The organism is Promicromonospora soli (assembly GCF_014653785.1).
Classification (GTDB): Bacteria; Actinomycetota; Actinomycetes; order Actinomycetales; family Cellulomonadaceae; genus Promicromonospora; species Promicromonospora soli.
Genome location: NZ_BNAS01000001.1, coordinates 404,952 through 427,440, shown reverse-complemented (window position 1 = coordinate 427,440; position 22,489 = coordinate 404,952). Strand labels below are relative to the sequence as shown.

Below are 22,489 nucleotides of genomic sequence, written 5' to 3'. Positions count from 1 at the left end.
CGGGCGACTGGAAACGTCAGATGTATATGGTCGCGTTGTCAGAGTGTGCGATCCGCACACGTCCCGATCGCCGCAGTGCGGGACGTGAAAGATCTGATGAAACTTGCGCCAGATATTGAAACATGTACAACGCGGGGATATCGTTATCCCAGGCGGCGTACCCGTGTCGACCGTCCTAGGACTGCGGTGGCCGGCGTCGTTCACCGCATGGCGCAAAGGAGCACCATGTCCGACCTACATCAGACCGAGTCCGGCCGCGGCCCGAGCTTCGGGCGGCGGAACCTCTTCAGGGGAGCGATCGTCGTCGCCGGCGGCTTGGCGGCCGCCGGAGCCGGCGGGATCGGTATCGCCCAAGCACAGTCCTTCACCCACCCCGGGCTGCTGCTCCAGGCCGACGACTTCGACCGGATGCGGAGCACCGTCCAGGCGAACCGGGAGCCGTGGATCTCCGGCTGGAACCGGCTGACCAACAACTCGCACTCCTTCTCCAGCTGGCAGCCCCGGGCGGTCGAAAGGATCATCCGCGGCAACAACGGCACCGATCCCGAGAACTATTGGCTGCTCATGAACGACATGCACGCGGCCTACCAGAACGGGCTGCGCTGGAAGATCAGCGGCGACACCGCCCACCGCGACGCGGCGATCCGGATCCTCAACGCCTGGTCGGGGACCCTGAGGGAGATCGGCGGCTGGACCGAGACCTCCCTGGCGGCCGGCATCTACGGCTATCAGGCGGCCAACGCCGCCGAGCTCGTGCGCGGCGAACCCGGTTTCGATCGGGCCCGGTTCCAGTCGATGCTCGCCAACGTGTTCTACCCGTTGAACAACGACTTCCTCGTCCGCCGCCACGGCACCTGCGACGGTCACTACTGGGCGAACTGGGACCTGTGCAACATGGCCGCGATCCTGGCCATCGGCATCTTCAACGACGACCAGGCCAAAGTCGACGAGGCGATCGAGTACTTCTGGAACGGCAAGGGCCAAGGCTCGATCCAGCACGTGGTCCCCTTCATCCACGGCGACCTCGCCCAGTGGCAGGAGTCCGGTCGCGACCAGGCCCACTCGATGATGGGCATCGGATTGATGGCCGAGTTCATGGAGATGGCCTGGAACCAGGGCGTCGACCTCTACTCCGCCCGCGACCACGCGTTCGCCAAGGCCGCCGAGTACGTCGCCCGCTACAACAACGGGCACGACGTGCCCTTCACCAAGTTCGTCTGGTACAACGGCCACAACTGCGCCTACAACGAGCAGACCGTGATCGGTGAAGGGGGACGCGGCCAGGGACGGCCGGTGTGGGAACTGGTCTACTCCCATTACTACGGCCGGCTCGGCCGCGCCATGCCCAACGTGTGGGAGATGCTCGGCAAGATCCGGCCCGAAGGCGGCGGGGGCGACTACGGCTCCACCTCCGGCGGTTTCGACTCACTCGGCCTCGGCACCCTCGCCTACGTGCAAGAACGGAAGCCGGTCGCGCTCAACCGGTTACAGTCCTACAACCTCCAAGATCGACACGTGCGGCACGCCTACTACGACGTCCGCTTGGACGCCTCGATCAGCCCCGCCGCCGACGCGCAGTTCCGACTCGTGCCCGGCCTCGCCGACAAGACCGGGGTCTCCTTCGAGGCGGCGAACGTCCCCGGCTACTACCTGCGCCACTACAGCTACGACTTCCGGCTGGATCCCAACAACGGCTCCTCCGTGTTCGCCGCCGACGCCACCTTCCACCCCGTGCCGGGCCTGGCCGACGGCTCGTGGACCTCGTTCCGGTCCCACACCCACCCCGACCGGTACATCCGCCACTACGACTACCTGCTGAAGCTCGACCCGATCACCACTACCACCGGCCGCGCCGACGCGACCTTCCGAATCACGAGCTGACCGGGCTGGACCTGCCCGAGGCGGACGTCGCCCGCGAGCTCGGCATCGCCGTCGGCACGGTGAAGGCGGCGAACTCGCGGGGGCTCGCCCGGCTGCGCGACCTGCTCAGGGCGGGCGCGGAGGCCATCGAGCCGCCGGCGCTCGACGAGCGCGCCGTGCTCGACCGGAGCCGCGCGGCTGTGGGGCCTGACCCCTGGCGCCGGCGTAACCAGCACGACGTCGATCCGGCTGTTCGACGACCTGGCCGGCGGGGAGGTCACCGGTACCGTGCTTCTCGAGATCGAGCACGACTCGTCGTCCGAGGTCGCCGTCTCGGACGACGTCATCGCGTGGACGGTCATGCCTGTCGGCGCCGGATCCGGTGCCCTCTACGTCTTCGACCGTGTCGGTGACGGCGACAGCGTCGTGCAGCTCCCCGACGGCGTCGTCGACGACCTCCGCGCGTCGGGCGGCCTGGTCTCGTGGACCAGTACCGACACCGCGGCCGAGAACCTGGCGGACGTGTCCTACCTGTATCGCGCGACGGCGTCGGCCTCCGGATACGACGGCCCTGACCTGGCCGGCTTCCCGGGCGGGTCGGTGACGGCGAGCCTGGCCGGCGACCGCACCGCTTGGCTCGAGAACGCGGGTACGCGCCAGTGGCTCGTCGGGGGCGCGGTCATCCCCGTCCTGGAGCGCGGCTGAGCCGGCGAGTTGACAGGGCTCCTGCCCGAAGGCTCAGCGCAACGTCGGCCCTTCCACCACCACCGGCCCTGGTGCGATGGGATGCTCGATCTGCAGGTTGAGGGTGCTGCGCGACGTCGGGATCACGGCGAGCTGGGCTTCGTTGCCGCTGTTGTCGATAGCGCGCACGTGCAGGTGCCCGTCCTTGAGGCGGATCGCGAACTGGTCGTCCCCGGCGACGAAGCGCACCTCGCTGTCGTCGTTGATCACGGTGGGGCCCGAGGGCAAGGTCTTCGGCATGGGTACAGCATGCCTGGCGCGGCGAGGAGGGCCCGTCGACGTGCCCGGCGGCTTCGTACCTATGCAGGGCAACGATCTGTATGACCCGCCGTCGATCGAGCTGCCCGGACCTTCAGGCAAGCTGGTCACCTTCCGGTTCGCCGACCAGGTCCCCGACGACTTCGCGGTCACCGACGATGTTCTGGCTGCTGAGCCCGCGGAGGCATGGTCCGGTTCGGGCTTTCGCCCGTGGTCCAGACGCCGCCAGGAAGCAGGGTCTTCGTCGTGGCCAGCCATGCGGGCGGTGACGGGGGCGAAGATCTGGTAGCCGGCCTGGTCCTGGATGACGTGGCGGCCCAGGGCCTGCCACTTGCTCGCGGCCCCGCATGGCCGAGGCCATGCTGCACTCGCACTTCCCGCTGCAGGCCCTGCTGTACGGCGTGGTGCTGCACCGCTACCTGCGCAGGCGGCTGCCCGGCTACGACCCCGACACCCACCTGCTGGACCAGCGACGACCCCCACGACGCCCGCCGGGCCCTGGGCGCGACGGGGCTGTTGCGCACCTTCAACGACGCCGGCGTACTCACCGCAACCGACGTGCACGTCGCGCGCCGCGCACGGCCGACGTCGTCGGCGAGGACGACGAGACCGTGCGGCTCGCCGTGGCGCTCGCGGTGCGCGCGGTGCGGCAGGGGTCGGTCTGCGTGGACCTGGGTGCGTTCGGGCCAGTGGGCTTGGTGCGGCTGCGGGGCTGAGGTGCAGCTCAAGACATTGACGACACTCGTCACATGTCATACCTTTGACGCGCCGTAGCCGACCCACTGTGCTCTCCCGGACGTCAAGGCCGGGGATGACACGTGCGACCGCGGCTGCCCGAATCAATGGAGATTCTCGAGAGGAACCGATATGGCTTCACTTTCTCGTGCCAGGCGGACACTGTCGTCGTTGCTGGCGTTGACGTTGTTCGCGCTCTTCCTCGCGGGTTCCGCGCAGTCGGCGGCAGCCGCCCCCCAGGCGACGTACTACGTCTCGCCGTCCGGCAACGACACCAACGCCGGCACCATCACGGCGCCGTTCCGGACGGTGCAACGTGCGCGGGACGTGGTTCGCACGGTCAGCTCGAACATGACCGGCGACATCCAGGTGTACCTGCGTGGCGGGAACTACCCGGTGACGAGCACGATCGAGTTCGGGTCGCGCGATTCGGGCACGAACGGCCACCGGGTGCTCTACTCCGCCTACGCCGGTGAGACACCGGTTCTCAACGGTGGCGTCCAGGTGAGCGGGTGGACGCAGCACAGCGGGAACATCTGGAAGGCCCCGCTCAACCGCGCCAACAAGCTCCGTGCGCTCTATGTCAACGACAAGCGCGCGTCCATGGCGTCCGAGACGATCACCTCGGCCGGCTGCTACGGGACCTACTCGGTCATGGCCGGCCAGGCCCCCTGGGCCTGGGAGTCGGGTTCACATTGCGACGGGGCCAAGTACAGCCTCTCCGACCTGCCCGCCGTCGCCGCCAACCAGGACGACGTCGAGATCAAGTCGGCCACGACCTGGACCACGGCCATCGTGGGCGTCCGTCAGATCACCACGAGCTCGGACGGCGCCAACCGTGTGGCCCTGTTCCAGCAGCCGGGTGCGGCCATCGCCCAGGCACCGCCGTACGGCCCGTTCAAAGCCGGCGGCAGTCATACGTTCATGAACGCGTACGAGTTCCTGGACGAGCCGGGCGAGTTCTACTTCAACAAGACCACCCACACGGTGTACTACTACAAGTCCGGCTCCGAGGACATGACCACGGCGGAGGTCTTCGCGCCGAACAACGTTTCCACCCTCCTCAAGATCGCCGGCACGTCGAGGACCGACCACGCGCGGAACATCACGTTCTCTGGGCTCACGGTCGAGCACTCCGACTGGAACCTGGTCAACGTCGCGGGCTCCGTCTTCCGGCAGTCAACGCAGGGCAACACCATCTCGACCGTGTACGCGAAGAAGAACTTCCACGCCTACACCTACCGCAACGTCGACCTGCCGCCGGGCATCATCCAGATCGAGAACGCCGACGGCATCACCCTGCGGGGCAACACGGTGCAGCACACGGGCGCCGACGGAATCAACATGATCAACGACGTGACGGACTCGCAGCTGACCGGCAACGTCACGAATGACATAGCCGGCTCCGCGATCACCGTGGGGCACCCCCAGCACGTGTACATCGGGGACTACACCTCGACCAACAACGAGAAGTACCTGGTGAACGTCGAAGGGATCTGCAAGAACATCTCGATCACGAACAACTACCTCTACGACAGCGGGGCGTTGTTCGAGGCCTCCGGCCCGGTGTCGGCGTACTTCGTGGACTCCCTGTCCGTGGAGCACAACCGGATCGAGAAGTCCCCGTGGGCGGGTGTCACCCTCGGCTGGGGCTGGTGGAACTTCGACGGTTCGACGAACTCCATCAATCCCGGGAACCCGACCAGCACGGCAAAGAACAACACCGTCCGCTACAACCAGATCGTCGACACGATGCAGACGCTCGGCGACTCCGCCCCCATCTACACCCTGGGAGAGCAGCCGGGAACCGATATCAGCAGCAACTACATCCAGGGCGTTCCGGCCGGCCACAAGTACGGCCTGCACCCCGATGAAGGCTCCGCCTTCATCAACTACCACGACAACGTGTTCGACGTCGACCCGGGCCTGGCGTACACCGTCAACTCCGGCACCTGGGGCCGGCAGCACGACCTGAGCATCACCAACAACTACGGCACCGTCAACAAGATCGCCGGCAGGAACGTCCCGAACAGCACGATCACGGACGTGCGGGGGTACGGGGACAATGTGTGGCCGTCGCAGGCGTACGGCATCGCCCTGAACGCGGGTCTGGAGGACGCCTACAAGAACCTCGTCCCCCAGAGCAGAGTGGCTCTCCAGGACTACACCCTGCCCGCGAGCACGTTCGCCGGCACGGGCGTGATGACCATTCCGGTGCGCAGCCCCAAGGACGCGACCAAGACGCTGTGGCTGGCTCCCGCCGGTACCACGACGTTCGCCGCCGGTCCCACCATGACCAGCGCGAGCGGCACCTCGACGAGCATCCGCGTCCCGCAGACGGCGGGTGACTACCGGCTCTACGTCGTGGACGCCCAGGGCAACGCGTCCCCCGGGTCGAAGGCCCTCGTGCGGCAGCGCTGGAACCACGTCGACGACAAGGCCGCGGGCGTGACCTACTCCGGGACCTGGTCGAACTGGAACGACACGAAGGACATGAACGGGTCCGAGAAGGTCACGAGCACCGCGGGCAACTACGCCGAGTTCTCGTTCACCGGCACGGGCGTGCGGTACCTGAGCATGACGCAGCCGAACATGGGCAAGGTGGACGTCTACATCGACGGCACCCTGGCCCAGGCGGGCATCGACGCCTACGCCCCGACGGTGACGAAGCAGGTGCCGCTGTTCGAGAAGACGAACCTGGCCGCGGGCCCGCACACGATCAAGGTGGTGTGCACGGGGACGAAGAACACCGCCGCCTCCAGCACCGTCTGCGCACTGGACGCGTTCGCCTCCATCCAGTTCCCCGCGAAGAACGCCAACTACAAGGTGGTCAACAAGAGCAGCAACAAGGCCATCGATGTGTCAGGCGGATCGCTGACCGCCGGAGCCAACATCATCCAGTGGACCGACTCCGGAGCCGGGAACCAGAACTGGCGCTTCGTCCCGGTGGGTGACGGCAGCTACGAGATCGTCAGCCGGAACAGTGCCCTGCTCATGGACGTCAGTGGTGCTTCCACCGCGGACGGCGCGTCCGTCATCCAGTCGTCCGACACCAACGCCGCGAACCAGCACTGGACCTTGGTCGCCACCGGAAACGGCTACTACAAGATCAAGAACGTGAACAGCGACAAGGTGCTCGACGTGTCCTCGGGCGGCACTCAACTCGTCCAGACGACGGACACGAACGCCGACAGCCAGCTGTGGAAGGTCGTCAACATCGACTGATCCGCGAGACAAAGGGGTGCGAGGGACGGTGCCGGCCAAACCCGGACCGGCGCCGTCCCCGCGTACCTCCATCACCGTGCATTCGAATCGAGCAGTACCACCTCACATCTGATGACCCCTACCAAGGGACGGGACTTGTGGACATAACCAGACGACAGCTCGGCCAGCTCGCCGCGGTCGGCACCGGGGCGCTCCTCCTGCCGAGCCTGCTGCCACCAACCAGGGCGGCGGCAGCCGTACCTCCCGCCGGCACGTGGGGTGACCAGGGCGACGGCACGTACGCCAACCCGATCATCCCCGCCGACCTCAGCGACTGGGACTGCATCCGGGTCGGCTCCGACTACTACGGCATCACCAGCACGTTCGGGTACTCGCCCGGCATGGCCGTCCTGCACTCGAATGACCTGGTCAACTGGCGCCCGATCGGCGGCTCGGTCGACGACGTCACCCGCATCGGGCCGGAGCTGAACTGGGACCGGATGAACCGCTACGGCCGCGGCGTGTGGGCCGGTGCCATCCGCTTCCACGCGGGGCGGTACTGGGTGTACTTCAACACGCCCGACGAGGGCTTCTTCATGACGTCGGCCCCGTCGCCGACCGGGCCGTGGGAGCCGTTGCACTCGATGTGGCGGACCTCCGGCTGGAACGACGTGTGCCCGTTCTGGGACGATGACGGCCAGGGCTACCTGGTCACCACGCACTACTCGGACGCCTACAAGATCCACCTGTACAAGCTGTCCGAGGACGGCAAGTCGCTGGTCGGCCCGGCCCCGGTGATCCACCAGTCGAACCGCAGCGAGGCCAGCAAGCTGTACAAGATCGACGGTGTCTACTACCACCTGTTCAGCGAGGTGAAGCCCGAGGGCCGGGTCCTCATGATGAACCGCGGCTCCAGCATCTTCGGCCCCTTCGAGACCCGGCAGCTGCTGCACGTCAACACCTCCGTCGACCGCGAGCCCAACCAGGGCGGGCTGGTGCAGACCCCGGGCGGCGACTGGTACTTCGTGACCCACCACGGCCACGGCAGCTGGGAGGGGCGCGTGCTGTCCCTGCTGCCGGTGACCTGGGTGGACGGCTGGCCGATCCTGGGTGAGGTGGGCGCGGACGGCATCGGCAACATGGCGTGGACGGGCCAGTTGCCCGCCGCCGGCACCCCCGGCCTCCCCGTCGACGCGCTGCCCGCCGTCGTGACCAGCGACTCGTTCACCGACACCCGCCTCAAGCCGCAGTGGGAGTGGTACTACCAACCCCGCGCGGGCTACTGGTCGTTGACCGAACGCCCCGGCTATCTGAGGCTGAAGGCGTTCGCACCGCTGGCCGGGGACAACCTGATGAAGGTGGGCAACACCCTCACCCAACGAGTGCTGCGCACCGCGGGCGGCGCCACGGTGACCGTCCGCCTCGAGCTGGCCGGCCTCGCGGACGGCCAGCACGCCGGGCTGTGCCACTACGCCGCCACCTACGCCGGACTGGGTGTCCGACGCTCAGGGACCACCACCACGATCGAGCACAACGCCGGCGGCACCCTGACCAACGGTCCGGCGATCACGCAGAACGCCGTCTGGCTGCGCACCTCGTGGGACGTCAACGGGGTCAGCCGGTTCTCCTACAGCCTCGACGGGAACACGTTCACCTCGTTCGGCAACACCTACCAGCTCACCTGGGGCGGTTACCGCGGCGACCGCGTCGGCCTCTACACCTACAACCCGAACGGCACCGGCTACGTCGACGTCGACTCGGTGCAGTACGCCATCGCGCCCACCAGGGCCTACACGTGCGTCAGCGTCCGCAGCGGCAAGGTCGCCGACGTCTCCGGTGGGTCCAAGGCGGACGGCGCCACCGTGATCCAGTGGCGCGACACCGGCGCACCGAACCAGCAGTGGGCCTTCCAGTCCACCGCGGACGGCTATCACACCATCACCTGCGTCAGCAGCGGCAAGGTGCTCGACGTGGCGGGGTCCTCGACGGCGGACGGCGCGGCGGTTGTGCAGATGACCGCCGACGGCCGGGCGAGCCAGCAGTGGCAGCTGCGCCCGCAGGCCGGTGGCGAGTTCGTCCTGGTCAACCGCAACAGCGGCAAGGTGCTCGACGTCAAGGGAGGCAGTACGGGCGACGGCGCCGCGCTGATCCAGTACCGCGACGCAGGCAGTTCCAACCAGCGGTGGACCTTCCACCGCGTTACCTCATAGGGGCGGTAGCAAAATGGCACACACATCGGGATGGTCGCGCCGGGGTTTCCTGGCGGCCACCGGTATCGCAGCGGCCTCGGCCGCGGTACCGGGTTTGACGGGGCACGTGCCGCAGGCTTGGGCGGCGGACCCTCAGACCGACCTGTCGAGACTGGTCGACCTGCGGTTCGGCATGTTCAACCACTTCAACCTCGGCACGTTCACCAACGAGGAGTGGGCGGCGGGCGGCCAGAGCCCGTCGAAGTTCGCGCCGCCGTCCGTTGACTGCGCGCAGTGGGCGGCGGCCGCTGCCGCCGCGAAGATGAGCTACGGCGTGCTCACCACCAAGCACCACGACGGCTTCTCCTTGTGGCCCACGGCGTTCGGCACCCAGAACGTGGCCTACTCCGGCTACCGGCAAGACGTCGTCCGCCAGTACGTCGATGCGTTCCGCGCCCGGGGACTGCGGGTCGGACTGTACTACTCGGTCTGGGACCGCACGCACACCATCGAGGCGTACGGCGGCTATCACGGCAAGGATCCGCTCCAGGCCATCGAGCCCGGCGACATGACCGTGGTGCTCGGCCAGATCCGCGAGCTGCTGACCAACTACGGCACGATCGACGTGTTCGTCACCGACGGCTACGCCTGGCAGATGGGCCAGCAGCAGATCTCCTACCAGGAGGTCCGCAACCTGGTGAAGTCGCTGCAGCCGAACTGCGTCATGGTCGATCACGGCGCCCTGTCGCAGCCCTGGCTCGGCGACGCGATCTACTTCGAGGCCCCGCTGGGCTACCGGGCGCCGGCGGGGAACACGTTCGCGGGCATCCAGGGCGAGACGATCAGCCGTGGTTGGTTCTGGCACCCGCACACGCCGACGGAGGCACCGCGCAGCGTGGACGCCATCGTGGCCGACCTCAGGGACCTGGAGCCCAAGTACACCTCGTACCTGTTGAACTGCCCGCCCAACCGCCAGGGCAGGCTGGACACCAACATCGTCGACCGGCTGGCGGAGGTCGGCGCGGCCTGGAGCCCGGACACCTCGCGTCCGCCGCTGCCCGCCCAGCCGCTGCGGGTCGAGTGGCCGGTGAACGCGGTGGCCGCCTACGCGTCGTCGTACAACTCCGGCGAGTTCGCGTACAACGCGATCGACAACCGCAGCGACAACAAGCTCGAGACCTGCTGGTCGACCTGGGGCGGCGGCCGCACGCTGCCGCAGACGATCACGATCGACCTCGGCGGGGTGTGGAGCAACGTCTCCACGCTGGAGTACCTGCCGAAGCAGTGGAACCGCAGCAACTCCACCGACGGCGATATCACCGCGGCCACCATCGCCACCAGCACCGACGGCGTCACTTTCACCACGGTGGCCACCGTGAACTGGGCGGCGGACGGGCGGTTCAAGCTCGCGGAGTGGGCCAACCGGGACGTCGGCTTCGTGCGCATCCACGTCACGGCTGCGTCCGGTGGGTACGTCAACGTCAACGGCGTGCATGTCGGGGGTCGCAGCGTCCGGCCCCAGCTGGTCTCGCGTTTCCCTGTGGCGAACACTGTCTACCGCATCGAGTCGAGGAGTAGTGGCAAGGTGCTCGACGTGCGGTCTTCCGGGACGGCCAACAACACCCCGGTGCACCAGTGGCCGTGGTTGAACAGCGCGAACCAGAAGTGGACCTTCATCTCCACCGGGGACGGGTACTTCAAGATCCGTGACCAGAACAGCGGCAAGCTGCTGGAGGTCGGTGGCCGGTCCCGGGCCAACGGCGGAACCATGAACATCTGGGGTGACGCGAACGTCCACCAGCAGCACTGGGCTGTCACGCCGGTTGGCGGCGGGTACTTTCTGCTCACCAACCGGCTGAGCCAACGGGTGCTGGAGGTGCCGGGCGCGTCCACGGCGGACGGCACCGTTCTCGACCAGTGGGACCACAACGGTGGTGGGCACCAGCAGTGGCGGCTGATCCCTTAAGAGCACGCTGGAGCGCGGACTGACCCGCAACGAGCTGTGCCCCGCGGTCACGGGAACGCGGGGCACAGCTCGTTGCGGGTACCTACCGCCCGAGCAGGCGCCAGATCTGGACTGGGCGTCTTGGTCCATACGCCGAGATCAGGCCACGAGCAGACCGCCGCGGCGGGCGAGCCCGCGCACGTGCGAGCGGGCGCGGGTGCGGTCGCGAACGACCAGCTCGCGCAGCAGCTCACGGGCGACCCTCGAGTTGTGGACCCCGTCGGAGGAGAGCCGCTCGGCCTCCAGCAGGACCAGCGGACAACAGCGAAACTCCTGTGAGACGGCTTGTCTTGGCGGACAGACCTCACTTAGAGGAGCTTCGCTGCTATGACCAGCACAAACACGGACTTGACACTCAACACCGGCCACCTAACTTCCCGGCATTGGTAATAGAACCACAGCGTGGCTCACCTCGCCCTGGTTCTACTTCGGCGCATGGGGAGGGCCGGGCGGGGTCGAGGCGCCAGACCCCGCCAGGTCGAGGCCGCTGAACACATTGATCGCGGCAGTGGTCGCGTCGTGCGACGTCGAGAAGACCCCGCCGTCCTGGACCTCAGCCGCGCCCGGGAGCGTCACCGGTGACCCGACCTGCCGGTAGTTGACGCCGTCGTAGGAGTAGGACGCCGCCACCTGATCGCCCGCGCGATCCAGCCGGACCCACACGGCGCGGTGCGTGTCGACCCGCGCCTGGCCGGCGCTGTCCAGGTAGCCGTCGCCATCCGAGTCCCACTGGAAGACGACGCCGTTGCGCGGCGTCACGGCAGCTATCGCATACCCGGACGATGCCCCGGGCGCGGTCATGTCGTTGCGGACCATGACCCCGCTCTTGGCCCAGGCGTTGGCGTCGTTGATCGTGTCCACGCGGACGGACACGCTCGACCCGGCCGAGAAGGAGCCCGCCCGGTAGATCGCTCCGAACTCGTCGTCCCGCTGGCCGCCCGCTCCCCACACGTCCGCGCCCGCGGCCGCTATGCCGAACGCGGTTCCCCGCTGCCCGAAGTAGCTGTCGCTCGCCGACGCCGCCGTCGTCTCGTACTCGTTGCTGACCGGAGCCTCCACCGGGCACTGGGCGAGACCGAACAGGTTGGCGTTCAGCGTCGTGCTGTACTCGGGCGCGACGCCGGCGTAGCACATGACCTCCAGCGCCCCTTGCGGCCAGCTGGTGCCCGAGACCGAGACGTTGTCGATGAGCTGGTTGTTCCGCTCTTCGGCGTTCGGGATCTGGGCGCCGCCGGAGTTGAACCAGTTCTCGCGGATCATGTTGTCGCTGGTGTTGTTGCCGTCGCTGTAGGCGTTGGTGAAGATCCACGGGCTGGTGCCCTGGAGCACGTTCTGCCGGTAGGTGGTGTACCGCGTCCCCTCGTCGAGGTAGAGGCCGACGCCGGAGACGTTGAACAGGTAGTTGCGCTCCACCACGGTGCCCGGGCTGGCCGAGAGGTTGTACAGCGACCCGCCGTCCGCGAACCGTGCCTTGGTGTGGTGCACGAGGTTGCCCGCGACGAGGTTGTCCTTGAGCGTCGTCGGGGTCGTGTACAGGGGGTGCCAGTTGTAGTAGCCGCGGCGGACGTACTCCTCGGAGCCGCCCGCATCGTTGATGCCCCAGCCGTAGCCCGTGTCGATGCCGTCGTAGGCGACGTTGGCGATCTCGTTGTGCACGATCTGGACGTTCGTCGCGTACGTGCTGAGAATGCCCGAGTTGTCCTTATACTCGATGGCTACCCGGTTGACCGTGTTGTTCTCGATGCGGATGTCCTTGTTGATCATCCGCGGGTCGCTCGGGTGGTGCGCGTCCTCCCGGACCCCGCCGACGGCGATCCCGTGCCCGCCGACCTCGTTGAAAATGTTCCCCACCACGTTGATGCCGCTGGCGCCAAGACCGACCCCCGAGAGCATCGCGTTGGCGTCGTTGCCGATGCCGAGCGCGGTCTGGCCGAGGTTCGTGAAGCGGTTGTTCGTCAGGGAGATGTCGTGGGCCGCGGAGACCTGCACCGCCGCCGGCTCCTGGTACCAGGCGTCGAAGCGGGCTCGTTCGAACATCTCGCAGCCCCGGGAGCAGCTCGTGAAGGCGTCGTCCGGGCGGTACTCGTACGCGTCCTTGATGAACGCGCCGTTCTGCTGGGTCGCGTAGCCGTGGGTGGACGGGCCCAGCCACGAGGTCCCGGTGAACTCGATGCCGTCGAACGCGAGGCCGGTCACCGGCTCGTCGTACGTGCCGCTGATGCTCACCAGCGACTCCACCTGCGGGAGCTCGACGTCCAGGTCGTCGGGGTCGACGCCGTCACCGGGCTTGTAGTACAGCTTCCCCGCGGACGGGTCGAGGTACCACTCGCCGACGTCGTCGAGGAACGCGAGGGAGTTCTCCAGGGACCACGTGGGCCGGGCCAGGAACGAGTTCTGTACGGTGTCCCAGCCCCAGGTGTTGTTGTCCCATGCGGGCTGCGCCATGGTGATCGTCGAGCCGTCGATGGACTCGACGGGGGAGTAGCGGTTGGTGAAGTCGCCGAGCGACTGGAACTCGATCCGTCCCTGGTCCGGCAGGCCGCTGAGGTAGCCGAGCTGCTGGTTGTTGATGGTCATGCCGGTCGCGGTGGGCGTGACGTCGGAGTTGGCCAGCGGCAGGGAGGCGCGCTGCGCGATGATCCCGTTCACGTAGAGCTGGCGGCTGTCGACGCCGCGCGGCGTGTCCGCGACGTAGATGCCGGCGTCCTCGTCGTGGACCGACCACCCGGAGATCGCGGTGGAACCGGAGATCACAGGGTGGGCACCGGGCGCGGCCGTCCACCGCACGGTGTGGCCGTCGCGGCCGCCGTCCTGCGCGCTGAACTCGAGGGGCTCGGTGACCCGGTAGGTCCCGTCCCCGAGCACGACGGTCACGTCCCTGCCCTTGCGAGCTTCCTGCCGGACCAGCTCCTGCGCGCGCTCGAGCGAGCACGCGTGCCTCACCTCGCAATCACCGATCTCCAGTCCGTCTGCCGCGGCAAAGTACGTGCGGTCCTTGCCCGGTGGCGCGGCCTGCGCTGCCTGAACGGGAACCAGCGTCGAGACGATCACTGCTACGGCACTCAGGGCAGCCATGGCTCCCGCTCTCTTCAATCGATTTCGGAACCGCGGTGTGCGTGACTTCAGTGTCATCGTTCCATCGCTTTCTGCTGAGGCGATTGGGCTACCTTGCCCGCCGCGAGAGTAGTCACACATATGATGTGTCCGCAATGGTCGAACAGGCCTCGAGGGATACCCGGGCGATACGATGAGCGATCGTGCGGCCCCTCGAGATCGCGCGCCGGAGAAGGAGAAACACGTGGTTCAGCAGGTACCGACCAGCACGCAGGTGACCCGAAACAGGCCGGCGCTCGCCGAAGCGGTCATCCGGGCGCTGGTGCAGGACGTCGTCACCGAGAAGTACGCGCCGGGTACCGCGCTGCCCTCCGCCGCCGCGCTGTGCGAGACGTTCACGGTGAGCCGCACCGTGATCCGCGAGGCGCTCACGGCGCTGGCGGAGAAGGGGCTGGTCGCCGCGCGTCAGGGCTGGGGCACCGTCGTGCTCGACCGGGAGTCCTGGGGACTGCTCGACCCGATGGTCCTGGAGGCGATCTTCCAGCGCGAGGACAGCCTGTTGTTCATGGACCAGCTCATCGGGATTCGAACGGCGCTAGAAGGCCTCATGGCCTCGTCAGCAGCCAGGCAGATCACCGACGAGGCCCGTGCCGACCTCGCGCGCCAGTTCGAGGTGCTGAGCGGTTCGCTCGACGAACCCGAGAGGTACGAGGACGAGGACATCGCGTTCCACGCCCTGGTGCACCGCATCTCCGGCAACGAGTTCGCGCGGGCGATCATCTCCAGCATCCAGGGCAAGGCCCGTCTCGTGGCCCAGTACACCGGCGCACCGCCGCAGGGGCACATGGAGCTGACGCACGAGGAGCACCGGCACATCTTCGAGGCCGTCGTGGGTGGCGACACAGAGGCATCCGCGGAGCTCATGCGCGCGCACATCTCACGGAGCTGGGCTCGCCGGCGACCCAAGAAGTAGATGTCATTCGTATGATAAGTTACCACCCATGAAGATCACGGGGTACCGGAGCCTGCTCACCGTGCACCGGTGGGGTCGGCCTGTCGGGGACGTCAACGGCGTGGTGCGCAGCGGCGTGACCGAGGTCCCGGTCGTCCTGGTCGAGACCGACGGCGGTCTCACGGGTGTCGGCCTCGGCAACCATGACGCGATCGACCGAGTCTTCCCGGCGATCGAGGGGGAGGACCCCCGCGCGGTCACCGCGCTGTACGACCGGATGCTCTCCTGGGTCTTCAAGGCCAGTCACGCCGGATCGACCTTCGCCACGATCGGGGCGCTGGACATGGCGCTGTGGGACCTCAAGGCGAAGATGGCCGGGGAGCCGCTGTGGCGCCTGCTGGGCGCGCGGGACAGGTTCGTGGCCGGGTACGCGTCGGGCCTCGAGTACGGCCTGGACGACGACGAGCTCGTGGACCTGTACTCGCGGTTCGCCGACCGCGGGTTCAACGGCGCCAAGGTCAAGGGCGGGCTCGACCTGCGCCGTGACGTGGCTCGTCTCGGCGCGGTGCGCGAGGTGCTGAGCCGCAACAGCGAGAACCCGGCGCTGATGTACGACGTGAACGAGAGCTGGGGCAGGCACCAGGCTCGGCGGCTGCTGGCGCAGATCGAGGCGCAGGTCGACCTGACCTGGATCGAGGAGCCGGTGCGCCGCTGGGACGTCGAGGGGCACCTGGCCCTGGCGAGGTCGACGTCGACCGCGCTCGCCACCGGCGAGAACCTCACCGGGCTGGAGCAGTTCCGGCCGCTGGTCGAGGCCGGAGCCGTCGACGTGGTGCAGACCGGGAGCGGCTGGGGCCTGACGCACTTCATGCGCGTGGCTGCCTTCGCCCACGCCCACGATCTGCCGGTCAGCCCGGTCGCGTACAACTGCAACCCGCTGGTCCATGCGGCCGCGATGGTGCCCAACCACCTCGTGACCGAGGTGCAGGACCTGTCGTTCCCCGTGGGCCTGACGGTCGACCAGTCCTTCGAGGACGGCGGGATCGTGCTGGGCGACGAGCCGGGCCTCGGCATCGCCGTGGACGAGGCGGCGATCGCGGCGAGCACCGGGACGGGCTCCTGGGCGACGCCCGCCGGTCCGCACGTACGTCCGCGCGAGGCAGGGCTGCGGCTGGCGATGCGCCGTGACCCGGCGGCTCCGCGCACGGTGGCATCGGTCGGCTGACGCCCGCTCAGCGGGCCAGCCAGCCGCCGTCCACGGCCAGCACCTGCCCGTGGACGTAGTCGGCGGCCGCGGAGGCGAGGAACACCACGGCCCCGCCGACGTCGGCGGGCCGGCCCCACCGGCCCGCCGGGATGCGGTCCCCGATCTGCCGAGAACGGACCGGGTCGGCCAGGAGCGCGGCGTTCATGTCCGTGTCCATGTAGCCGGGCGCCACCGCGTTGACGTTCACGCCCTGCGCCGCCCACTCGTTGCACAGCGCCTTGGTGAGCTGCGCGACCGCGCCCTTGCTCGCCGCGTAGGCCGGGACGGTGAGGCCGCCCTGGAAGCTGAGCAGCGACGCGAGGTTCACGATCTTGCCGGCACGGCGCTCCAGCATGGGGCGGCCGAACGCCTGGCAGAGCTGCAGCACGGCCCGGAGGTTGACCTGGAGCACCGCGTCCCACTCGTCGAGCGGGAACTCGACGGCCGGGTGCCGGACCTGCGTCCCCGCGTTGTTGACCAGGACGTCCACGGGGCCGTGCGCCAGCACCTGTTCGGCGGCCCCCTCGATCGAGCGGGGATCCGCGAGGTCCACCCGCACCCCGGAGGCGGTGCGGGAGTGCTCACGCGCGTGCGCGACGAGCTCGTCGGGCACCTCGCCGCGCGACAGGACTATCACGTCGGCGCCGGCGGCGCTCAGGGAGCGGCTGATGCCCAGCCCGAGCCCGCGTCCGCCCCCGGTCACGACGGCGGTCCGTCCGGTCAGGTCGAACGGGTTCACGAGCGCTCGCCCCCCTCGTGGGACGCGACCATGACCTTGAGATACTCCGCGGCGCGGGCGGCGGAGACCGCCGTCGCGGCCTCGGCGAGCGGGAAGACCCGGGTCGGCAGCCGGTCCAGGCCGAGGCTGCCGTCGACGACCAGCCCGATCGCGCGCCGCACGTCGTCCGACGTGTAGACGCGGACGCCGCGGATGACGAGCTCCTTGAAGCAGACCTCCCGCAGGTCGACCGGCGTCGGCTCCTTGTGCACCGCGACGATCACCACCGTTCCGCCCACTCGCGTGGCCGCGGTCAGGTCGGGCGCGACGGCGGGGTGGCCAGCCGCGTCGAAGGTGACGTCCGCACCCTCGCCGTCGGTCAGCTCGTGGGCCGTGGCCGTGAGCGTTCCCCGCGCGGGGACGACGGTCAGGCCGAGCCGCTCGGCGAGCGCGCGCCGCGCGGGGGAGGTCTCGCTGACGATCACGCGCCCCGCCCCGGCGTGCCGGGCGGTCAGCGCCGTGAGGATCCCGATCGGGCCGGCGCCCGCTACCGCCACCGTGTCCCCCTCCCGCAACCCGGCCAGGTCCACCGCGTGGACCGCTACCGCGAGGGGCTCGACCAGGGTCGCGAGCCGCAGGTCGACGCCAGCGGGTACCTCGTGCAGCACCTCGGGCGGGAGCGCCACGTACCGGGCGAGGCTGCCGGGTACGTCGATGCCGTAGAGGCCGAGGTCGCGGCACACGTGCGTGTCACCGCGGCGGCACGCACGGCAGTGGCCGCACGAGATGAGGGGCTCCACGACGACCGAGCTCCCGGCCTGAGGTCCGGTCGGCGCTGCCCGGACGACGCGCCCGGAGATCTCGTGCCCGAGGATCAGGCCGTGGCGGGCGCGGGGATGCTTGCCGTGCACGATGGCGAGGTCCGTGCCGCAGATCCCCGTGTAGGCGACCTCGACCAGCGCCCAGCCCGGGGGCGGCTGCGGGATGTCGACGTCGCGCAGCTCCAGCGTGTCGTCACCGGTCCAGAGGACCGCAGGCATGGTGGTCACCGGGCACCTCCGGCGATGTCGTGCGTCAGGGCCGTCCGGCCGGTGCCGAGCGCCTGTGGGTTCACGATGTTGCGCGGGTTGCGTCCCGCCAGGACCTCGACGACGTTCTCGATGGTGCGGCGCTTGAGCTCGCCGTAGGACTCCTCCGTGTACCAGGCAAGGTGCGGGGTCAGGACCACGTTGTCGAACCGGGTGAGGGGATGGTCCACCGGGAGCGGCTCGTCCTCATGGGTGTCGATCCCGGCTCCGCCGAGGCGGCCCTCGCGCAGCGCGTCGACCAGGGCGGGCACGTCAACCACACCGCCGCGCGCGGTGTTGACGACAATCGTCGTGTCCCGCATCAGCGCGAGCTGCTCGCCGCCGATCAGGCCGCGGGTCTCCGGCGTCAGCGGTACGTGCAGCGACACGACGTCGGCGCGTGCGCACAGCTCGTCGAGCGTGACCGCCGGCACACCGTGGTGGGTGGTGCCTGGCTCGACGACGCTGTCGTGCCCGATGACGTCGTAGCCGAGACCGGACGCCTTGCGTGCAGTTGCCGCGCCGATCCGGCCGAGGCCGATCACCCCGAACGTGCGTCCCCGGGTCTGGTACAGAGGTCTGACGGCGGGCAGGTCCACCCGCCCCTCGCGCAAGCCCCGGTCGGTGCGGGGGATACCCCGGGCCACGGCGAGCGTGAGACCGATCGCGTGGTCCGAGACGGCCTCGGTGCCGTAGTCGGGAACGTTGCAGACGGCGATGCCGCGCGCGGTCGCGGCGTCGATGTCTATCGAGTCCACGCCGACGCCGTAACGTCCGATCGCCCTGAGGCGGGGCAGGGCGTCCATGACGTCCCCGTCGATCCGGGCGTACTGCACCAGCAGCCCGTCGGCGTCCCGGCAGGTGTCGATCAGCTCGTCGCGAGTGCGGTTCTGGCGGATCAGCAGCTCGACGCCGCCCTCGCGCGCAACGGACTCCTCCTCCAGGAACGCGTCGTGGTCGCACTCGGTCACCGCGATGGTGGGTGGCATGGATGGCTCTCCTCCGTCGGAATGCCTGTCAGGGCCTGGGTCCGGCGGTCGGCAGACGCGTCCGGGGTGACACGTAGTATATGTGATGACCAATGGCACTTGGCATACATGTTATCTCTGGTAGAGTCTGGCGCGAGGCAAGGGGGCCGAGTCCAGCCTCCAGTCGCGCACTCCTCCAGTCACGTACTGTCGCTGATGAGATAGGAACAACGATGTCCTTGCGTACACGTTCAGCCGGCCGCACGCGGTTCGGGCGACTCGGCCTGGTGGCGGCCCTCGCGGTGCCCGCGCTGGCGCTCTCCGCATGTGGCGGTGGTGGATCCGGTTCCGGCGCCGACTCGCCCTACGGCTTCGAGGCCGAGGAGCAGGAGGCTGACAGCCCGATCACGGTGTGGGTCGACGCCTCGCGCGAGCCCGCCGTCGACGCCTTCACCAAGGCCCACCCGGACGTCCCGGTCAACGTCGAGACCTACGACGGCGGCGCGAACGGGTCGGGCAGCTTCCAGACCAAGATCACCGCGTTCGACCAGGCCGGTTCCGGCTGGCCCGACGTCGTCTTCTCCACGCAGAACAACGACGCGGCCTGGGCGGCCGTCGGCCAGACGCCGTTCGCTGCCCCGCTCGACCAGGGGTACTTCGACCAGGAGTTCCTGGACGGGTTCACCCCCGGCGCCCTCGACCCGACGACCGTCGACGGCACCGTGTACGGGCTGCGCAACGACCTCGCGTCCGTCGTGACGTGGTACGACCAGAGCCTGTTCGACGAGTTCGGGTACGAGGTCCCCACCACGTGGGAGGAGTACGAGGAGCTCGGGAAGCAGGTCGCCGAGGAGCACCCCGGCTACATCGTGGGGTCCGTCGGCGACGCCTGGGCGCCCGAGGTGTACTTCTGGGGAGCGAAGGCGCCGATCAACACGGTCACCGGGACTGACGGCTTCAGCGCCGACATGTCCGACCCCACCACCGTGAAGATGGCCGAGACCCTCGACAGCCTGATCGACTCGGGATCGGTGGTGCAGGACAGCGTCTTCGACGCCGAGTTCGTGAAGAAGTACACGGGGAAGGTGCTCATGCTGCCCGGCCCGATCTGGTTCAGCGGTGCGCTCTTCCAGAACGCGGACTCGCTCGACGCCCCCAAGGGCACCATCGCCGCGGGGCTGCCCCTGGCCTGGGAGGGCGAGGAGGCCGCCACCGGGAACGTCGGCGGCGGCACCTGGTTCATCTCCCAGCACTCCAAGAACCTCGAGGCGGCCAAGACCTTCCTGGAGTTCGTGACCAGCGCCGACGACTACCAGGTCGACCTCGCGCCGGGCCTCCCGGCCTACGCCTCCGCGGCGGACAAGTGGCTCGGGAACCAGGCCAAGTCCGGGTACTTCGCAGGGGACTTCGCCGAGGACGTCACCACGGCGTCCGGCCAGGTCTGGGACGGGTGGGGCTACCCCCGATTCAGCCAGGAGGCCGTGTTCGCGAAGACCGTCACGCCTGAGCTCGCCGCGGGCAAGAAGCTCGTCGACCTGCTGCCCGACTGGCAGACGGCCCTGGAGAACGAGGCCCAGGTGAACGGGTACACGGTCGAGTGATGGCGACGGCACAGCAGTCCGGCGCCGCTCCCGTTCCGGGAGCGGCGTCGCTGCGGGCACCGGGCACCCGGACGGCCCGGCACGGCAGCATCGAGCGGAGCCGCGGCCGGATGTCGTACCTCTTCGTCTCCGGCTACACGGTGCTCCTGTTCACGTTCGGCCTGGCCCCCACGCTCTATGCGGCGTACCTGTCCCTGACCAAGGAGGGGCAGTTCGTCGGGTTCGACAACTTCGTCCAGGTGATTCAGGACTTCCGGTTCGGGCCGGCCGTGCTGCACGTGGCGTTGTTCGTCCTGTTCTGGCTGGCCGGGCTGGTGCTCTTCGTCGTCGTGCTGTCCCTGCTCGTCCACGGGCTCGCCAGCCGCGGGCTGAGCACCGGGCTCCGGTTCGTCTACTACATCCCGGGTGCGTTGGCGGGTGCGTCCAGCGTGATGCTCTGGCTCTTCGTCCTCGACCCGACGGTCAGCCCGGTCTCCTGGGTGCTGCACGCGATGGGCATGCAGACGTTCGTGCAGACCGTCTCGCCCGCGAACCTGCCGGTGATCTTCGCGATCATCGCGTTCTGGACGGGAGCCGGTGGCTGGATCGTCGTCCTCTACGGGGCGCTGAACAACGTGCCCGGCGAGGTCATGGAGGCGGCGAAGATCGACGGCGCCGGTCGGCTGCGGACCGCGCTCAGCATCCAGCTTCCGATGATGCGCAAGTGGATCTCGTACATGGCCGTCATGTCCCTGGCCGCCGGCACCCAGCTCTTCGTCGAGCCGCGCATCCTGTCCCAGGCCAGCAAGGGGGTGGTCCCCGTGGACTACTCGCTCAACCAGCTCGCCTACCTCTACGCGTTCAAGCAGACCGATCACAACGGGTCGGCCGCGATCGCGATCCTCCTGCTCGTGGTCTCCCTCGGCCTGAGCATGTTCTTCGTCATCAAGGGAGGACTCTTTGAGCGCGACTGACCTGGGCTCCGCTGCCCTGACCACAGGTTCCGGCCCTCGGGGTCGACGAGGGGCCGAGACCGACCCCCGCTCGTGGCTGGGACGCGCCTTCATCGCAGTGGTGCTGACATTCTTCGCCCTGTTCTTCGCGGTGCCGATCCTCTGGCTCCTGAACGCCACGGCGAAGTCGCCCCGCGATCTCCTCACCACCGCGCCTTTCGCGCCCGGGACGTTCGGCGACCTGGCCGCGAACTGGGACGCGCTCGTGAGCTTCCAGGACGGCATCGTGTTCCAGTGGCTGGGGAACGCGGGCCTGTACTCCGGCGTCGCGCTCGTCCTGACGCTGGTGACGAGCATCCCGGCCGGCTACGCGATGGCGCTCGGCACGTTCCGGGGCCGCAAGGTGCTGCTGACCACGACCCTCGTGGTCATGCTCATCCCGAACACGGCGCTCGTGCTGCCGATCTTCCTCGAGCTCTCGGCGCTGCAGCTCGTGGGCACCGCGGCGTCGGTGATCCTGCCGTTCTCGTTCTTCCCGTTCGGCGTGTACCTGACCTACATCTACTTCTCCTCCAGCATTCCGGCGGACCTCCTGGCTGCCGCCCGGATCGACGGCTGCGGGGAGATGGCGGTGTTCACCCGGATAGCGCTCCCGCTCGCCAAGCCGGTGGTGGCGCTCGTCGGGTTCTTCAGCTTCGTGGCGAACTGGAACAACTACTTCCTCCCGTTCCTGGTGGCACCCGGGCCGAAGGCGCCCATCCAGGTCGGGCTGGCCGAGATGCTGGCGAACGTCCCGCAGTTCAATCCCACGGCTGCCGGCGTGACGACGATCGAGTTGCCCGTGCTCGCACTGGCTACCGTGCTGTCGGTGGCCCCGGTGCTGCTGATCTTCCTGTTCTCACAACGATTCCTGGTGGCGGGCATGACCGCCGGCGGGACGAAGGAGTGACCTTGAC

Annotated in this window: 19 protein-coding genes; 13 read left to right on the top strand and 6 right to left on the bottom strand. The window is 68.6% G+C overall.

Translation table 11 applies throughout. From position 1 onward, the window contains the following. Nucleotides 1-225 precede the first annotated feature (225 nt). Nucleotides 226-1,881 (top strand): AbfB domain-containing protein, encoded by a 1,656-nt coding sequence (locus IE250_RS01915; protein WP_189667569.1) that lies wholly within the window; start codon nt 226-228, stop codon nt 1,879-1,881. Here IE250_RS01915 and IE250_RS01910 read toward each other — a convergent pair. Further along, nucleotides 1,871-2,008 carry a hypothetical protein gene (locus tag IE250_RS01910; RefSeq protein ID WP_189667568.1) on the bottom strand — a complete coding sequence of 46 codons (138 nt, stop codon included), beginning with the start codon at nt 2,006-2,008 and terminating at the stop codon, nt 1,871-1,873. The two genes, IE250_RS01915 and IE250_RS01910, sit on opposite strands and share 11 nt — an antisense overlap. Before the next feature lie 140 nt (nt 2,009-2,148). On the opposite strand from IE250_RS01910, the gene IE250_RS01905 reads away from it, so the two are divergent. Next, a complete protein-coding gene (locus tag IE250_RS01905; RefSeq protein ID WP_189667567.1) occupies nt 2,149-2,565 on the top strand; it encodes a hypothetical protein in 417 nt (138 codons plus the stop codon). Nucleotides 2,566-2,598: 33 nt separating this feature from the next. On the opposite strand, the gene IE250_RS01900 is transcribed toward IE250_RS01905, so the two are convergent. Continuing rightward, nucleotides 2,599-2,844 carry a hypothetical protein gene (locus IE250_RS01900; protein ID WP_189667566.1) on the bottom strand — a complete coding sequence of 82 codons (246 nt, stop codon included), beginning with the start codon at nt 2,842-2,844 and terminating at the stop codon, nt 2,599-2,601. On the opposite strand from IE250_RS01900, the gene IE250_RS01895 reads away from it, so the two are divergent. The 6 genes from IE250_RS01895 to IE250_RS01870 all read left to right on the top strand — a co-directional run bounded on the left by IE250_RS01895 (nt 2,843) and on the right by IE250_RS01870 (nt 11,274). Next, nucleotides 2,843-3,151, top strand: a complete 309-nt coding sequence (locus IE250_RS01895) for a hypothetical protein (RefSeq protein WP_229872056.1) — start codon at nt 2,843-2,845, stop codon at nt 3,149-3,151. The two genes, IE250_RS01900 and IE250_RS01895, sit on opposite strands and share 2 nt — an antisense overlap. Nucleotides 3,152-3,209: 58 nt before the next feature. Beyond that, nucleotides 3,210-3,578, top strand: a complete 369-nt coding sequence (locus tag IE250_RS01890) for a hypothetical protein (protein ID WP_189667564.1) — start codon at nt 3,210-3,212, stop codon at nt 3,576-3,578. 190 nt (nt 3,579-3,768) lie between these two features. Beyond that, the gene (locus IE250_RS01885) at nt 3,769-6,822 is read left to right on the top strand and encodes an RICIN domain-containing protein (protein WP_229872055.1); all 3,054 of its coding nucleotides are present in this window, start codon (nt 3,769-3,771) and stop codon (nt 6,820-6,822) included. A 137-nt stretch (nt 6,823-6,959) separates the two neighbouring features. Next, complete coding sequence (locus IE250_RS01880; protein WP_189667562.1) at nt 6,960-9,011, top strand: family 43 glycosylhydrolase; 2,052 nt, start codon at nt 6,960-6,962, stop codon at nt 9,009-9,011. A 13-nt stretch (nt 9,012-9,024) separates the two neighbouring features. Next, nucleotides 9,025-10,956 (top strand): alpha-L-fucosidase, encoded by a 1,932-nt coding sequence (locus tag IE250_RS01875; RefSeq protein ID WP_189667561.1) that lies wholly within the window; start codon nt 9,025-9,027, stop codon nt 10,954-10,956. A 120-nt stretch (nt 10,957-11,076) separates the two neighbouring features. Further along, nucleotides 11,077-11,274, top strand: coding sequence for a hypothetical protein (locus IE250_RS01870; protein ID WP_189667560.1), 198 nt, complete (start codon nt 11,077-11,079; stop codon nt 11,272-11,274). Between the two features lie 144 nt (nt 11,275-11,418). Here IE250_RS01870 and IE250_RS01865 read toward each other — a convergent pair whose 3' ends face one another. Continuing rightward, a complete protein-coding gene (locus tag IE250_RS01865) occupies nt 11,419-14,070 on the bottom strand; it encodes a right-handed parallel beta-helix repeat-containing protein (protein ID WP_189667559.1) in 2,652 nt (883 codons plus the stop codon). A 223-nt stretch (nt 14,071-14,293) separates the two neighbouring features. Here IE250_RS01865 and IE250_RS01860 point away from each other — a divergent pair, with 223 nt between their 5' ends. Both IE250_RS01860 and IE250_RS01855 read left to right on the top strand, forming a co-directional pair. After that, the gene (locus tag IE250_RS01860) at nt 14,294-15,022 is read left to right on the top strand and encodes a FadR/GntR family transcriptional regulator (protein ID WP_229872053.1); all 729 of its coding nucleotides are present in this window, start codon (nt 14,294-14,296) and stop codon (nt 15,020-15,022) included. 28 nt (nt 15,023-15,050) lie between these two features. Beyond that, complete coding sequence (locus tag IE250_RS01855; protein WP_189667557.1) at nt 15,051-16,226, top strand: mandelate racemase/muconate lactonizing enzyme family protein; 1,176 nt, start codon at nt 15,051-15,053, stop codon at nt 16,224-16,226. A 7-nt stretch (nt 16,227-16,233) separates the two neighbouring features. On the opposite strand, the gene IE250_RS01850 is transcribed toward IE250_RS01855, so the two are convergent. From IE250_RS01850 to IE250_RS01840, 3 genes are read right to left on the bottom strand one after another with little or no spacing between them, the layout of a single operon-like run. After that, nucleotides 16,234-16,986, bottom strand: a complete 753-nt coding sequence (locus IE250_RS01850) for an SDR family oxidoreductase (RefSeq protein WP_189667556.1) — start codon at nt 16,984-16,986, stop codon at nt 16,234-16,236. After that, nucleotides 16,983-18,005, bottom strand: a complete 1,023-nt coding sequence (locus tag IE250_RS01845) for a zinc-dependent alcohol dehydrogenase (protein WP_229872172.1) — start codon at nt 18,003-18,005, stop codon at nt 16,983-16,985. Before IE250_RS01845 ends, IE250_RS01850 begins: the two co-directional genes overlap by 4 nt. 5 nt (nt 18,006-18,010) lie before the next feature. Continuing rightward, on the bottom strand, nt 18,011-19,021 hold the full coding sequence (locus IE250_RS01840) for a C-terminal binding protein (protein ID WP_189667554.1): 1,011 nt from the start codon (nt 19,019-19,021) through the stop codon (nt 18,011-18,013). Between the two features lie 212 nt (nt 19,022-19,233). Between IE250_RS01840 and IE250_RS01835 the strand changes: the two genes are divergently transcribed. Genes IE250_RS01835 through IE250_RS01825 form a run of 3 tightly spaced genes read left to right on the top strand, consistent with a single transcriptional unit; the run spans nt 19,234 to nt 22,482 of the window. Further along, on the top strand, nt 19,234-20,601 hold the full coding sequence (locus IE250_RS01835) for an ABC transporter substrate-binding protein (RefSeq protein WP_189667553.1): 1,368 nt from the start codon (nt 19,234-19,236) through the stop codon (nt 20,599-20,601). Further along, nucleotides 20,601-21,554: a carbohydrate ABC transporter permease gene (locus IE250_RS01830; protein WP_229872052.1), complete on the top strand. Its 954-nt coding sequence runs from the start codon at nt 20,601-20,603 to the stop codon at nt 21,552-21,554. The genes IE250_RS01835 and IE250_RS01830 overlap by 1 nt, the downstream gene beginning before the upstream one ends. Next, entirely contained in the window at nt 21,541-22,482 is a 942-nt protein-coding gene (locus IE250_RS01825) for a carbohydrate ABC transporter permease (RefSeq protein ID WP_229872051.1), read from the top strand. Before IE250_RS01830 ends, IE250_RS01825 begins: the two co-directional genes overlap by 14 nt. Nucleotides 22,483-22,489: the final 7 nt, after the last annotated feature.

Bases quoted from the DNA above. Each gene is read 5' to 3' on its own strand.
- IE250_RS01915 (WP_189667569.1), top strand. From the start codon at position 226: ATGTCCGACCTACATCAGACCGAGTCCGGCCGCGGCCCGAGCTTCGGG.
- IE250_RS01910 (WP_189667568.1), bottom strand. From the start codon at position 2,008: ATGGCCTCCGCGCCCGCCCTGAGCAGGTCGCGCAGCCGGGCGAGCCCC.
- IE250_RS01895 (WP_229872056.1), top strand. From the start codon at position 2,843: ATGGGTACAGCATGCCTGGCGCGGCGAGGAGGGCCCGTCGACGTGCCC.
- IE250_RS01900 (WP_189667566.1), bottom strand. From the start codon at position 2,844: ATGCCGAAGACCTTGCCCTCGGGCCCCACCGTGATCAACGACGACAGC.
- IE250_RS01890 (WP_189667564.1), top strand. From the start codon at position 3,210: ATGGCCGAGGCCATGCTGCACTCGCACTTCCCGCTGCAGGCCCTGCTG.
- IE250_RS01875 (WP_189667561.1), top strand. From the start codon at position 9,025: ATGGCACACACATCGGGATGGTCGCGCCGGGGTTTCCTGGCGGCCACC.
- IE250_RS01865 (WP_189667559.1), bottom strand. From the start codon at position 14,070: ATGGCTGCCCTGAGTGCCGTAGCAGTGATCGTCTCGACGCTGGTTCCC.
- IE250_RS01855 (WP_189667557.1), top strand. From the start codon at position 15,051: ATGAAGATCACGGGGTACCGGAGCCTGCTCACCGTGCACCGGTGGGGT.
- IE250_RS01845 (WP_229872172.1), bottom strand. From the start codon at position 18,005: ATGCCTGCGGTCCTCTGGACCGGTGACGACACGCTGGAGCTGCGCGAC.
- IE250_RS01840 (WP_189667554.1), bottom strand. From the start codon at position 19,021: ATGCCACCCACCATCGCGGTGACCGAGTGCGACCACGACGCGTTCCTG.
- IE250_RS01835 (WP_189667553.1), top strand. From the start codon at position 19,234: ATGTCCTTGCGTACACGTTCAGCCGGCCGCACGCGGTTCGGGCGACTC.
- IE250_RS01830 (WP_229872052.1), top strand. From the start codon at position 20,601: ATGGCGACGGCACAGCAGTCCGGCGCCGCTCCCGTTCCGGGAGCGGCG.